At 40.5% G+C, this 13,294-nt stretch carries 13 protein-coding genes and 2 pseudogenes; 7 read left to right on the top strand and 8 right to left on the bottom strand.

Going from position 1 to position 13,294, the window contains the following annotated elements:
* The 6 genes and pseudogenes from SSIN_RS09720 to SSIN_RS09695 form a co-directional block, all read left to right on the top strand.
* Positions 1-113 (top strand): annotated as a pseudogene (locus SSIN_RS09720) (GNAT family N-acetyltransferase); the annotation flags it as partial.
* A gap of 42 nt (positions 114-155) precedes the next feature.
* Positions 156-575, top strand: a complete 420-nt coding sequence (locus tag SSIN_RS09715; protein WP_037618494.1) for a YbgA family protein — start codon at positions 156-158, stop codon at positions 573-575.
* A complete protein-coding gene (locus tag SSIN_RS09710; protein ID WP_037618491.1) occupies positions 544-906 on the top strand; it encodes a TIGR02328 family protein in 363 nt (120 codons plus the stop codon). The genes SSIN_RS09715 and SSIN_RS09710 overlap by 32 nt, the downstream gene beginning before the upstream one ends.
* Before the next feature lie 94 nt (positions 907-1,000).
* Positions 1,001-1,519, top strand: coding sequence for a ribosome maturation factor RimM (gene rimM, locus SSIN_RS09705; protein ID WP_037618488.1), 519 nt, complete (start codon positions 1,001-1,003; stop codon positions 1,517-1,519).
* Positions 1,509-2,240 (top strand): tRNA (guanosine(37)-N1)-methyltransferase TrmD, encoded by a 732-nt coding sequence (gene trmD / locus SSIN_RS09700; RefSeq protein WP_037618485.1) that lies wholly within the window; start codon positions 1,509-1,511, stop codon positions 2,238-2,240. The genes rimM and trmD overlap by 11 nt, the downstream gene beginning before the upstream one ends.
* Before the next feature lie 168 nt (positions 2,241-2,408).
* Positions 2,409-4,844 carry a CAP domain-containing protein gene (locus SSIN_RS09695; protein WP_037618484.1) on the top strand — a complete coding sequence of 812 codons (2,436 nt, stop codon included), beginning with the start codon at positions 2,409-2,411 and terminating at the stop codon, positions 4,842-4,844.
* A 45-nt stretch (positions 4,845-4,889) separates the two neighbouring features.
* Here SSIN_RS09695 and xerS read toward each other — a convergent pair whose 3' ends face one another.
* The 8 genes and pseudogenes from xerS to SSIN_RS09660 form a co-directional block, all read right to left on the bottom strand.
* Entirely contained in the window at positions 4,890-5,960 is a 1,071-nt protein-coding gene (gene xerS, locus SSIN_RS09690; protein ID WP_037618482.1) for a tyrosine recombinase XerS, read from the bottom strand.
* Positions 5,961-6,155: 195 nt separating this feature from the next.
* A pseudogene (locus tag SSIN_RS10995) lies at positions 6,156-6,284 on the bottom strand (acetylxylan esterase); the annotation flags it as partial.
* A 91-nt stretch (positions 6,285-6,375) separates the two neighbouring features.
* Positions 6,376-7,119 carry a CPBP family intramembrane glutamic endopeptidase gene (locus SSIN_RS09685; RefSeq protein ID WP_037618476.1) on the bottom strand — a complete coding sequence of 248 codons (744 nt, stop codon included), beginning with the start codon at positions 7,117-7,119 and terminating at the stop codon, positions 6,376-6,378.
* A 123-nt stretch (positions 7,120-7,242) separates the two neighbouring features.
* A complete protein-coding gene (locus tag SSIN_RS09680; protein WP_037618473.1) occupies positions 7,243-7,686 on the bottom strand; it encodes a MepB family protein in 444 nt (147 codons plus the stop codon).
* 49 nt (positions 7,687-7,735) lie between these two features.
* Positions 7,736-8,527, bottom strand: coding sequence for an alpha/beta hydrolase (locus SSIN_RS09675; protein WP_037618470.1), 792 nt, complete (start codon positions 8,525-8,527; stop codon positions 7,736-7,738).
* Between the two features lie 61 nt (positions 8,528-8,588).
* A complete protein-coding gene (gene ffh, locus SSIN_RS09670) occupies positions 8,589-10,157 on the bottom strand; it encodes a signal recognition particle protein (protein WP_037618468.1) in 1,569 nt (522 codons plus the stop codon).
* Positions 10,158-10,212: 55 nt separating this feature from the next.
* A complete protein-coding gene (locus SSIN_RS09665) occupies positions 10,213-10,545 on the bottom strand; it encodes a putative DNA-binding protein (RefSeq protein WP_005590307.1) in 333 nt (110 codons plus the stop codon).
* Positions 10,546-10,662: 117 nt separating this feature from the next.
* On the bottom strand, positions 10,663-11,316 hold the full coding sequence (locus SSIN_RS09660; protein ID WP_037618466.1) for a GntR family transcriptional regulator: 654 nt from the start codon (positions 11,314-11,316) through the stop codon (positions 10,663-10,665).
* A gap of 243 nt (positions 11,317-11,559) precedes the next feature.
* Between SSIN_RS09660 and guaA the strand changes: the two genes are divergently transcribed.
* Positions 11,560-13,119, top strand: a complete 1,560-nt coding sequence (guaA, locus tag SSIN_RS09655) for a glutamine-hydrolyzing GMP synthase (RefSeq protein ID WP_037618463.1) — start codon at positions 11,560-11,562, stop codon at positions 13,117-13,119.
* The last annotated feature ends 175 nt before the right edge of the window (positions 13,120-13,294 follow it).

Genomic DNA, 13,294 nt, shown 5'->3' with positions numbered 1-13,294 from the left:
TTGATAAGCTGGTAAATTTTTATCAGCGGACCATGCTCTTAGAGATTGAGCGCCTGGATGAGCTTTGTGACAATCCTGAGCAACGCCAGGCCCGCTGGGACTTTTATCAGAAACAGCATTAAAAAACTGGATGATTAAAAACTAGAAAGAAGAAAATGAGATTACGAAATGACCGCCATGAGTGTGAGCGACTATGGGCTCGACATAAATACTTGGTTTTGAGCCATTCGGCTGTGATTTATAAAGAAATACGTGAATATTTAAAGCAAGATACGGTTTTTGTAGAAGATATTCGGCATTATATTGAGCAGGCAGTAGCCTTACCAGAAAGCAGGGGCCAAGTTATCAATGCTTTTCAGCATGTCTGGGGGTATTTTAAGAAAAAGGCCAGCCAAAAAGAAAGAGAAGATTTCATGTATCTGCTTAGTCGATATGAGTATGGCAAAATTCCGCAAGAGCAGCTGATTCTAGCAGTGCGAAATCTTTTAGAAAATTATCCGAATCCTTATTTGCAAAATTCATCTTTACTATATGGAGGTTACGATGAGACTCTGGCATCAAGAACTGATTCCTAAACTTCCCCGTCCACAACTGCTTGGGCAACATCGTGAATGCTGTGCTCTTCGTGGTAATGGTTGGGGGAAGAAACATGCGACCGTTGACTATGTTTTTACTCACTCTCCTTACTTGCTTTATCGCTACCATGAGCTGATTATGGAGGAGATGAGCAAGCGAGGTTATCGTGTATCGCCAGAATGGCTGGAGTGGGACTATCGTGGCAAGGCTTGTCCGGCTTATGTGCATCTGGAAGAAGTGCCTGTCACAAGGCCTATTTACCCTGAGCATGATGCAGCATATTATGAGGAATGTCTGCAAAACCTCAAAGAAAAAGGTATTGACTTATAGGCTTTTCTGTTGTCTGAGCCAACTGCCTGTCTTGAGAAAAAGCAAGCAAAATGATACAATAAAACGAATAGTAAAATGATTAACTGGAGCAAAAATGAATTATTTTAATGTTGGGAAAATCGTTAACACCCAAGGTCTGCAAGGTGAGATGCGGGTTTTGTCAGTGACGGATTTTGCAGAAGAACGTTTTAAAAAAGGTAATAAACTGGCCCTTTTCGATAAGAAGGACCAGTTTGTCATGGACGTGGAAATTGCTAGCCACCGCAAGGTCAAGAACTTTGACATTATCAAGTTCAAGGGGATGTACCATATCAATGAGATTGAGAAATTTCGTGATTTCACTTTGAAAGTCCGAGAAGAAGATTTAACGGACTTGGAAGACGGAGAATTTTACTACCATGAAATCATCGGTCTTGAAGTTTATGAAAATGATGTTCTGTTAGGTACGATTAAGGAGATTCTCCAGCCAGGAGCCAATGATGTCTGGGTGGTCAAACGAAAAGGCAAGCGCGACTTGCTTCTTCCTTATATTCCGCCAGTGGTGCTGGGGATTGACATTGAGCGAGGTCGGGTTGATGTAGAGATACCGGAAGGACTGGACGATGAAGATTGATATTTTGACCCTCTTTCCGGAGATGTTTGCGCCCTTGGAGCACTCTATCGTCGGTAAAGCTCGGGAAAAAGGCCTCTTAGAAATCAACTACCACAATTTTCGCGAAAATGCGGAAAAATCTCGGCATGTGGATGACGAGCCCTATGGTGGAGGTCAGGGCATGCTGCTGCGGGCCCAGCCTATTTTTGATGCCTATGATGCCATTGAAAAGAAGCAGCCGCGCGTGATTTTGCTGGATCCTGCCGGTCGGACTTTTGACCAAGCCTATGCTGAGGAACTGTCTAAGGAAGAGGAACTCATTTTCATTTGTGGCCATTACGAAGGCTATGATGAGCGGATCAAGACCTTGGTGACGGATGAGATTTCGCTGGGTGACTATGTCCTGACCGGAGGAGAATTGGCGGCCATGACCATGATTGATGCGACAGTTCGCCTGATTCCAGAGGTTATTGGCAAGGAAGTCAGTCACACGGATGACAGCTTTTCGTCTGGACTCTTGGAGTATCCTCAGTATACTCGTCCTTATGACTATCGGGGCATTGTTGTTCCGGAAGTTCTCATGAGTGGTCATCATGAAAATATCCGCAAGTGGCGTCTTTATGAAAGTTTGAAAAAAACCTATGAGCGTCGTCCGGACTTGCTGGAAAACTATGAATGTACAGCTGAAGAAGCCAAAATGTTGGAAGAAATTCGTTTGGAACATTCATCAAAGAAGGGATAGAAGGTCAGCTGGTGACTAATTGTTTTCGTCATAAAACTGTAACAAAATTTCTATCAAAATGATATTGTTTTGACTGGTGAATCCGGCCATTTTATGTTAGTATTATAGCATACGATATTTGTGTCCGATATATGTAAGGGATACTACAAGAAGGAGAGAGTACGATATATGGAAAAAAGGATTGGGAAATCCGTTGTAGCAACTGGTATCGCAGCGACAACGATCATCTCTGGAGGACTCAGTCATCAGGTAAAAGCTGAAGAAATTGTTAAATCAACTACTGTAGAACCAAAATCAACAGCAGTTACAGAGAAGCCTATTACTACTGCAGATGTGGCAGAAGCTAAAGAGCAAGCTGACGCTGCTAAAGCAAATGCTGATCGACAACAAGAACAAGCTGATAAGGCTCAAGCTGATGTTGAAGCGGCAAAAAATGCAGTTACAGAAGCCGAAAAATCTGTAGAAACAGCGACAGAGAATGAAAAAGAAGCTACAGACGAAGAAATTTCTCAAGCAGAAGAGCATGTAAAATCTACCGAGGAAGAAGCGGCAGCTAAAGCAGCAGCAGTAGAAAACGCTGAGACAGCTGTTGCTGACGCAAGTCAGGCTGTAAAAGATCAGGAAAATAAAATTGCAGCCCAACAATCATTGGTAGATGTAGCTGAGTCTGAACTCAATAAAGCTAAAGAACCAGTTCATGCAGAAGAAGAAGCTGTAGGAACAGCTAAAAATCAGCAAAATCAAGCACAGAACGCGTTAGAACATGCAAAGAATGAGTTAACAAAAGCAGAACAGGATGTGAAAGACTCGCCGCAGGCTCAGTCAGACATCCAAAGTAAGATCAACAAAACACAGGCTGAGTTAAATCAGACTGAGCAATTGATTACTTCAACGAATACAGAGTTAGCTATTGAACAGAAAAATGCTGCAACAGCACCGGTTGATCTTCGAAATACTAATTATTCCCAATTCCTAGAGAATTTGCGCAATAATGCTCCGAGTCAAGCTGTAAGGGATGCAGCTACTAATGCTTTGGCAATGTATCAACGTGGTCAGCGAGAATATGGCATTACAGTTGGAACGGATCCAGCTAGTCCAGCAAGCCTTGAGAACAACCTCCAAGCCCTTGAATTGGTTAAAGCTATCAATGCTTACCGACGTAACGCTGGTCTTCCAGAGCTATTAGTCGATCCTTATGCTAATGTAGCCAGCCAAATTCAAACAGTCTACTTTGAAAAAGCTAACTGGCATATGGGCAAACTAATTGGAAACGAAAATGTGGCCATCAGTTTCACCCCGCAAGGTGCTGTTGATTTCTGGCACAGTGAAAAGGCTTTGTACCAAAAAATTGCTGCCCAATATGGATTGCCAACGGATGAAAGACAGATTGATGCCAACGCAATTTATATGAAAGTTGGAGCAAGTGTATTTGCTAAAATTGGTCACTATGTTCAAATGATGGACAACAAGGCCAATGCAATCTCTGCAGCCTATGATACTCGTCCGAACCAGTGGGGAACTCCATATGGTACTTCAGAAGTAGGTTTCCACAATATTCGCAATTTCAATGAACGTGTGAATAATGGGACTTTGATGAGCGCTGATGCGCTAGCTCAATTACTTCGTAGCGGTGGTGGGCGCTCTGTAGGTTCTAGTGCCAATGTTACTGCTTTGAAAAACCGTTTGGCAGGATTGCAAGCTCAAAAAGTTAGTCAGGAATCCACGATTAATATCTTAAATTCTCAGTTGGCTGATGTACGAAATAGCGAAGCTGCTCGCGCAACGGCACTAGCAAATGCGAGAAAACAAGTTGATGAAGCAGAAACAAATCTAGCTGTCACGAAACAAAATGTAGCTGATAAAAAAGCTGCTTTAGCTGCTGCTACAACCAGAATTTCTAATGCTCTAGCACCATATCAGGCAAAATTAGCAAAAGCCCAAACAGTTCTGGGAGAAGCCCAAACTCAGTTAGTTGCTTTGAAAGCTGCTGAACAAAAGTTGCAGAGTGGATTAGGCAAAATCAAGGAAGAATTAACTGCTGCTCAAGAGCGTGTGTTGGCTGCTCAACAAAGAGTGGTCAGCTTGAAAGAAGCTCCTCAGCAGTTAGCAAAAGCTAAACAAAATCTGGTTGCTGCAAAAGCTGATTTTGAAGCTAAAAAGTCTATCGCTGAAGAAGAAAATATGAAATTGCTCGGCTTACAAAGTATTTACACAGATCTTCAGGCGAAACATAGCCGCCTACAATCAAACCTCCTTAAAGAAGAAGGTAATAGAAATGCTAGTCAGCTCTCTTATAGAGGTGCTGCAGCTGGTGGCAAAGATACTTCTATTGAATATCGTTCAAATGCAGGAGCTCCGTCTACAAATGGACTTCCAACCGCAAGTTCAGATGAAGGAAATAATTTGGTAACGACTGGAACAAACACTCAGGGAGTAAAAACAGCAACTCAAGTTACTCCACTTGCTTCAGCTTCTGCGACGACGACAACTTTACCTAATACAGGTTCAGGTTCGGAAGCTGAGCGATTGGCTGTTCTTGGAATGGCAATCGGTGCAGCAACGCTCGTAGGAGCAAATAAACGACGTCGTAGAAATAGAATATGATAATAAAATCCGTATCACTTAAAATGATACGGATTTTATTATCTATCATAAACTATCCAGAGCATTTTTTTGCTCGTCGTTGACAATATGAGTGTAGAGGTCTGTCACCTGAGTACTGGCATGACCTAGCTGGTGGCTGACGAGAACTTGAGATTTGGTTGCATCATATAAACGTGTAGCAAGTGTGTGGCGGAGCTTGTGAGGCGTCACTCGCACCTTGAAGTCCTCAGAATACTTGGCCACCATTTTTTCGACACTAGAAGCATCGATTCGGTTAGGAATACCACGGTATTCAGTCAAAAAGAAGGCTGTATCCGTTTTTTCTGCCTTGTATCGCTTGACCCGAATGCTCAGATACTCCTCTAAATAGGGCTTGGCAAAGGCAGCAACATTGACAGAGTCCCTTTTCCCGCCTTTTCTTGTCACTTCAATAACCATCATTTTGAGATTGATGTCTTTTAGATCCAGATTGACAGCTTCAGACAGACGAACACCAGAGGCTAGCAGCAAGGCAATGATAGCTAAATCTCGTTCTTTGTTCTTGTTAAAAGAAGATAGAGCACGATTAGAGAGCTTCTTAGGGTACTCTATATCAATATATTGGAGAAAACCTTCTGTCTCATCTCCTAAAAAGAGCTTTTGTTTGATATTCTCTGCACGAGCAGCTAAAGTTTCCTTTTTCTTCTTAGTAGCTACCTTTTTCATGACATTTCGGTAGAAATAGGGCTCGCCCTGCTCATTTTCCACTTCCTCAGTCAAATATTTGTAGAGGCTGGATAAAGCCGAAAGAGTTCGGTTAATGGTTGTCTGGGAAACGCCGTTTTGGGTCGTGTTAGCATTGAGAAGCGGCCGTTCCCGCAGATATAGAATGAAAGCTTCCATGTCTTTCTTGGTCATATTTTCCAAGACCGAGAGAGGAATCTCAGCAATCTCTGAAGCGTCAGATATACCAGAGTCTAAAACCCAGTGAAAAAATCGATCGTATTCTTTAAGATATTCGTACAAGGTCGTAAAACTATAAGGTACTGCCAGCTTGGACTGATAATACTCTAGAACGTACCAGGGCATAGTGGCTTTGAGTTTGTCAATTCTTTCTAACAGCAATTCACGTCTCATTACAATTCTCCGTTTTTTCTATAATAGTAGTATAGCATATCTAGATATATTTTTCAAGAAAATTATAGTTTTTCGGAAAGATATCATAGGGGATATATAGGACTGTTTTGTTTTCCTTTCTATAATCTATACCTTTTAAAAACAATAAAATCAGCAAATCTTACGGATCTACTGATTGTTATTTTATTCTGTAACTTATTTTTCTACATATCGAAATGGAATTTTGTTACCACAGAGCAAATTATAGACTCGATCATTGACTTGAAAATTCATAGCTTCGTGGGCATATTCTGGCATGACTAAATGCTCTTTTAGACACTCTAATATTTATGCTACTCATTCAAATGTATCAATGATTTAACTCTTATTGTCTCTATTGTATACATAAATATAATGTTTTGAACCATTCTAAGTACTAATCCGTCTTATGTTTAACTTTGCTGGACTTGGCCAGATAACATGATGCAAAAATGACAATAATTCTGATTAGATAGCTTTCGGAACGATCGTCACTGATAGTTAATTGAGAAAGAACATTTATAATTGAATGTGTCATAACACAAATCCAGAGATTTCCTGTTTTTAAATAAAGAGCTGAAAGCATGAAAGAATTTGTAAGCAATCCAAATAAAAACGGAACAATTTGAAGACCGACTAGGGAACCATCTATATAAAAGAATAATAAATGCCAAATTGACCAGATAAAAAATGTTAAGATTGTTGCTTGAAAATATTGCAACTTTTCTTGTAAAATCGGCTGAAATACGTATCTCCAACCTATTTCTTCCAAACCACCATATAAAACAAATTTTAAAAACATCAGAAAAGGGAAAAACCAAATAAATTGTTTGATTTTTCCACCAAATAATAGAAAAGAGAAATCAAGAATAACTAGCAAAAATGCTAATAAATAATGTTTATAACTAGTATGAATGTTAAAAAAATCTTTTACTATTTTCTTTAAATTAATCTGATAATACCGAACGGCAACTATACTTCCCCATAAGGATGTCGAAATGCCACCTATCATAATTCCAAAAAAATTTACTAAATTTGAATGAAAACCGTAATAATTCAAAGAAAATACAACTAGGCAAACCGATAACAACTGGCTAAAAGTTCCTATCAAATAAACTAAAAGAGCCTTGTTTCTTTTCATTGGAACTCCTTTTAATAGCTTTAAAAACATCTTAAAAATTATACAAGTATATCAAAAAATACATAACTTAAATTATGCAATCTCTATAGATTTAAAAATTGACTTAATTGTTTTACCAAAAACTTATTCTTCTAATTCGATTTTTTTAAAATAATCCAGTTGCCATTTTTGTGTTGCCCGAGCTGTTTTATTTAAATTGCTGCACCAGGACGGATAAAACCGCATAGCCATCTTTCCTTTACAATCCTTTGTAGAAAGAATTCTTTTACTGATAGCTACCTTTTTGGGAATTATAAATAAACCGCAATGACAGTCGTCAATAACGACAATAACCAGTTCATCACCCAAGTCTTTATCAGTATAAGGAATATTCTTGTTGTCTTGGTCTTTTTTCCAAAAGATTGTAAAATATCCTTCTTTTTTGGGTGTTTTCTTTGCCAAACGGCATCTTTTATATTCTTGATCATCCTTTGGCCTAATAAAAATGCTTTCATAGTCTTCATTCCATTTTTCATTTATCAGATCAAAATCACCATAATACCTATGAAGAATCTCTACTATTTTCATTGTTTTATTGTCTTTCTAATTTTCACTGAAATTAAATTATGTAAAATAATTATTGAAATAAAAACTCTTTAATCAAATCAATGACTTGCTCATTTTGCGGCAAGGAAGAATGATGGGCGTCCTTGCCTGTGACGACCATCTCTTCGTATGAAGCAATTATTCCTTTATAGATCAGACTTCCAGCCTCTACACTGCTTCTATGGACAATGCCATCGCCTTCTCGGAAAAATATTCCTAAAATCGATAAATGCTGAAGCTGCTGAGGTAGCTTTTCTTGATTGGCTACAAAGTCATCTAGCATTGGGACTCGATGATTAAGATTTTTCTTGTTCAGATTATAAGGACTGCCAATAGTCAGGAGTTTTTCCATCTCCAATCCAGAATGGTTTGCTAGGTATCGCTGCAGGAATACTGTATAAACCAGTCCGCCATTAGAATGCCCCAACGCCTTAAAGCTGTTAAAAGAGTACTTCTCTCTCAAAACAGTTATGGCAGTGTTAAACAGAGCAGCCTGCTTCTTGATATTTTTGTAACCATCGCGATTATTCTGAAAACCAATCACAAAAATGGGCTTTCTGTCCTTTCGCTTCAAATGCCCACGATAAGTCATTCGACCGTCATTCCAGACCTTGATACGAATCAGACCATGGTGTGGATGTTGGCCATGATTGAGTTTTTTGACCATTTTGTTAAAACGATTCTCCGTTGCTGAGCTGCCTGGAATCATAATAATTGGTTCTATGTCAACTTTACTCAAGGGTAGATGGCTGATGGGGTGGGAAGGGAGTTTGTTTTGTATTTTGGTGTAAATCTGAATCAGGTACTTAATAAACTTTTTCATTTCTTTTTTCCTAAGTCTACAAAACAAGTTACATAAAATAAATTATGTAACTTGTTTAAGACTACTTCCGTTTTTTCTTGTTTTTCTTCATTTGCTTGGCCATTTTATTCATGCTGCGGCGCATGAGGAATTCTCCTGCCTTACCTTTGAGGCCACCGCCAAAAAGTTGGCTCATATCTGGCATTCCTGCTCCGCCTAGGGCAGATAAATCTGGCATACCTCCTTGTCCCATCATACCTTCTAAAGCTGACATATCTGGCATGCCACCTGGCATATTTTTAGGTAGATTATTAGGATTGAGGCCCATCTGTTTCATCATTTTGTTCATATCTCCAGATAGGACTCCCTGCATCATCTGTTTGGCTTGGTTAAAGTCTTTGATAAACTTATTGACTTCGACAAAGCTATTGCCAGAACCGGCCGCAATCCGACGGCGACGACTCGGGTTGAGCAGGTCTGGATTTTCCCGCTCAGCTGGCGTCATAGAAGATACGATGGCACGCTTACGAGCAATTTCTTTTTCATCTACTTTGATATTTTTCAGAGCAGGATTATTGGCCATACCTGGCAGCATCTTGAGCAGGTCTTCCATAGGTCCCATATTCTGAACTTGGTCTAGTTGGTCGATAAAATCGTTGAAATCAAAGGTGTTTTCCCGCATTTTTTCAGCTATTTCAAGCGATTTTTTCTCATCGTACTCTTGAGAGGCCTTTTCAATCAGGGTCAGCATGTCCCCCATACCGAGGATACGGCCAGACATACGGTCTGGGTGGAAGGTCTCGATATCGGTAATCTTTTCACCGGTACCAGTGAACTTAATCGGCTTGCCAGTGATCTGACGGACAGACAGAGCTGCACCACCACGGGTGTCCCCATCAATCTTGGTCAGGATAACCCCAGTTACTTCCAGCAGATTGTTAAATTCACGGGCTACATTGGCTGCTTCCTGACCAATCATAGCATCGACAACCAGCAGAATTTCATTCGGCTGTGCTAATGCCTTGACATCAGCTAGCTCCTGCATGAGCTTTTCATCAATTTGTAGGCGACCAGCAGTATCGATCAGGACATAGTCGTTGTGGTTAGCCTTGGCTTGCTCCAAACCTTGACGGACAATCTCTACTGCTGGGAACTCAGTACCCAAGGCAAAGACTGGCACATCAATCTGTTGCCCCAGTGTTTTCAGCTGATCAATAGCCGCTGGACGGTAAATATCCGCCGCAATCATCAAAGGACGAGCATTTTTCTCTTTTTTAAGTTTATTGGCCAATTTACCCGCAAAGGTCGTTTTACCAGCCCCTTGCAAACCAACCATCATGATAACAGTTGGAATCTTTGGTGACTTGATAATCTCAGCTGTATCAGAACCCAGGATGGCTGTTAGCTCTTCGTCTACGATTTTGATGATCTGTTGAGCTGGATTGAGAGTATCAATAACTTCGTGTCCGATAGCTCGCTCACGAATCTTTTTAATAAAGTCTTTAACAACAGACAGGGCAACGTCAGCCTCCAAGAGAGCAAGACGAATCTCCTTGGTCGCTTCCTGGATATCACTCTCAGAGATTTTCCCCTTTCTGCGTAGGTTTTTAAAGACGTTCTGCAAGCGTTCAGTTAAATTTTCAAAAGCCATAAATATTTCTCCTCTTAATTATCAAATGATGGAAATGGACAGGTTTCTATCCGTTTTATTCTCGATTATCAATGCTGGACAAAACTGCAAGCTGCTCCTGTAAATAGGGATCATCAGGGTATTTCTCCATAATCTGATCAAAAATCTGACTTCTGACGATATAGTCAGAGTACATGTGCAGTTTCATTTCGTAGTCTTCCAGAATTTTCTCTGTCCGCTTGATATTGTCATAGACAGCTTGGCGGCTCACGTTAAACTCCTCGGCAATCTCAGCAAGGCTGTAGTCGTCTGCGTAGTAGAGTTCAATATAGTTCATCTGCTTGTCAGTCAGCAAAGCCGCGTAAAACTCAAACAGAGCATTCATTCGATTTGTTTTTTCAATTTCCATAAGGAATATTATATCAAATAATCCCTTTAAACTCCACTCTTTCGGTAGATTTGAAAATAGAGATTTGCAAAAAAACTGTCGATTTGACAGCTTTGTAACATAATTTAATTTACGTAATCAATTGTTCTCTAAATAGAATTCAAAGCGTTCGCCGACATATTGACTTTTTACATACTCGAAAGCTGTTCCATCATCAAAATAAGAAACTTGTGTCAAGCCTAAAATAGCATGACCGCGAGGGATTCCTAGGTATTTAGCAATGTTTTCCTTGGCCAAACGAGCATAAATAGTCTGTTGAGACTTGCCAATTTTATAGCCGTGCTCTTGTAGAGTTTGAAAGAAATGACTAGTTACTTCTTCTTTTTTGAAATTCTTTATAAATTTCTCTGGAATAGAGGCGACTTCATAGACGACAGGAACCTCGTCAGCATAGCGAACCCGTTCCATCCGAATGATATTCTCTGTCTTGTGAATGCCTAATTTTTCGACTTCCCGCTCACTAGGCAACGTCCGTCGGTAGGAAATCAGTTGGCTGGATGGAGTTTTCCCCTGGGACTTCATGATTTCTGTAAAACTAGTCGTTCCACGCATCTTTTCCTGAACGCGTGTGCTAGCAACGTAAGTACCACTACCGACACGCCGCTCAAGAACTCCCTCTTCGACCAAGAGAGTGATGGCTTGGCGCAAGGTCATACGACTAACTTTGAAGTCATCAGCCAAATCTCGCTCGCTAGGCAATCGTTCGCCAATTTCCCAAATTCCTTCGTCAATTTCNTTCTTATTTAATACCTTCTTTTATTTTAATATCAAATACTTCAAATGTCAAACTAAATATGAAGGATTAGCGTTTAAAAGGTTAGTTTTTCCAGAATTTTATTTGATTTATCGAACGAAGAAGATTTTTCTGTCTCTTTTAATCGTTTTTCACCACTCTTGTTTCTTATCGCCTTGGAAAAATTCCTATTTTGTGTTAAAATGAGGGGAAAAGATTACTTCTTTTAAGAAAGGGAAAAGATGACAACTACAACTGAATTGCAAGATGTTGAAAAAATCATCGTGCTTGATTACGGCAGCCAGTACAACCAGCTGATTTCACGCCGCATTCGTGAAATTGGTGTATTTTCTGAACTAAAAAGCCACAAGATTACAGCTGATGAAGTCCGTGCTATCCGTCCTGTTGGGATTATCCTCTCAGGTGGACCTAACTCAGTTTATGAAGAAGGTTCATTTGATATTGATTCAGAGATTTTTGAGTTGGGGATTCCAATTTTGGGGATTTGCTACGGTATGCAGCTTTTGACTCATAAATTGGGTGGGAAAGTGGTACCCGCAGGTGATGCCGGCAATCGTGAATATGGTCAATCCAAATTAACGCGTACTAGTTCTCCTCTTTTTGAAAGCACTCCAGAAGAGCAGATCGTGCTAATGAGCCATGGTGATGCAGTAACAGAAATTCCTGCTGACTTTGTCCGTACGGGGACTTCTGCTGACTGTCCTTTTGCGGCTATTGAAAATCCTGACAAGAAAATCTACGGTATCCAGTTCCACCCAGAGGTTCGTCATTCTGAATATGGTTACGATATTCTGCGCAACTTTGCTCTCAATATCTGCGGGGCTAAAGGCGACTGGTCTATGGATAATTTCATAGACATGGAAATCAACAAAATCCGCCAAACCGTTGGTGACAAGAAGGTGCTGTTGGGACTTTCTGGTGGTGTAGACTCTTCTGTCGTCGGTGTTCTCTTGCAGAAAGCAATCGGTGATCAACTAATCTGTATCTTTGTGGATCATGGTCTTTTGCGTAAAGGCGAAGCTGATCAGGTCATGGATATGCTTGGCGGCAAATTTGGTTTGAATATCGTGAAGGCAGACGCAGCTAAACGTTTCCTTGATAAACTAGCCGGTGTCTCAGATCCAGAGCAAAAACGTAAAATTATCGGAAACGAGTTTGTCTATGTCTTTGACGACGAAGCCAGCAAACTGAAAGATGTGAAATTCTTGGCTCAAGGGACTCTCTATACAGACGTTATCGAATCTGGCACCGACACTGCTCAGACTATTAAATCTCACCACAATGTTGGTGGTCTGCCGGAAGACATGCAGTTTGAGCTGATTGAGCCGTTGAACACACTTTATAAGGACGAGGTTCGTGCTTTGGGTACAGAGCTTGGTATGCCTGATGACATTGTCTGGCGCCAGCCATTCCCAGGTCCTGGTCTTGCCATTCGTGTCATGGGTGAAATCACTGAGGAAAAATTGGAAACTGTCCGCGAATCTGACGCTATTCTCCGTGAAGAAATCGCCAAGGCTGGTCTTGACCGCGACATCTGGCAATACTTTACTGTTAATACTGGAGTCCGATCTGTTGGTGTCATGGGTGACGGCCGGACTTACGACTACACAATTGCGATTCGCGCTATCACTTCTATCGATGGTATGACAGCTGACTTTGCCAAGATTCCTTGGGATGTTCTGCAAAAGATCTCTGTACGTATCGTCAACGAAGTAGACCATGTCAACCGAATTGTCTATGATATCACTAGCAAACCACCTGCAACTGTAGAGTGGGAATGATTTATAAACATGATTTGAAGTGAAATGGTTGTTTTAACAGTACTTTCGGTTATTATAAAAGGTTAAAAATCAATCAAAATTGATTGGTTCCCCACCAAAAACCCCACCAGAATTTTGTACTGACCCCAAAAAGTTGGACAAAAAATATTAGTGAAAGGATTTGGTTCTGTACTGA

Origin of the sequence: Streptococcus sinensis (genome assembly GCF_000767835.1) — a bacterium.
Lineage (GTDB): Bacteria > Bacillota > Bacilli > Lactobacillales > Streptococcaceae > Streptococcus > Streptococcus sinensis.
This window is presented reverse-complemented; position numbering and strand designations above follow the sequence as displayed.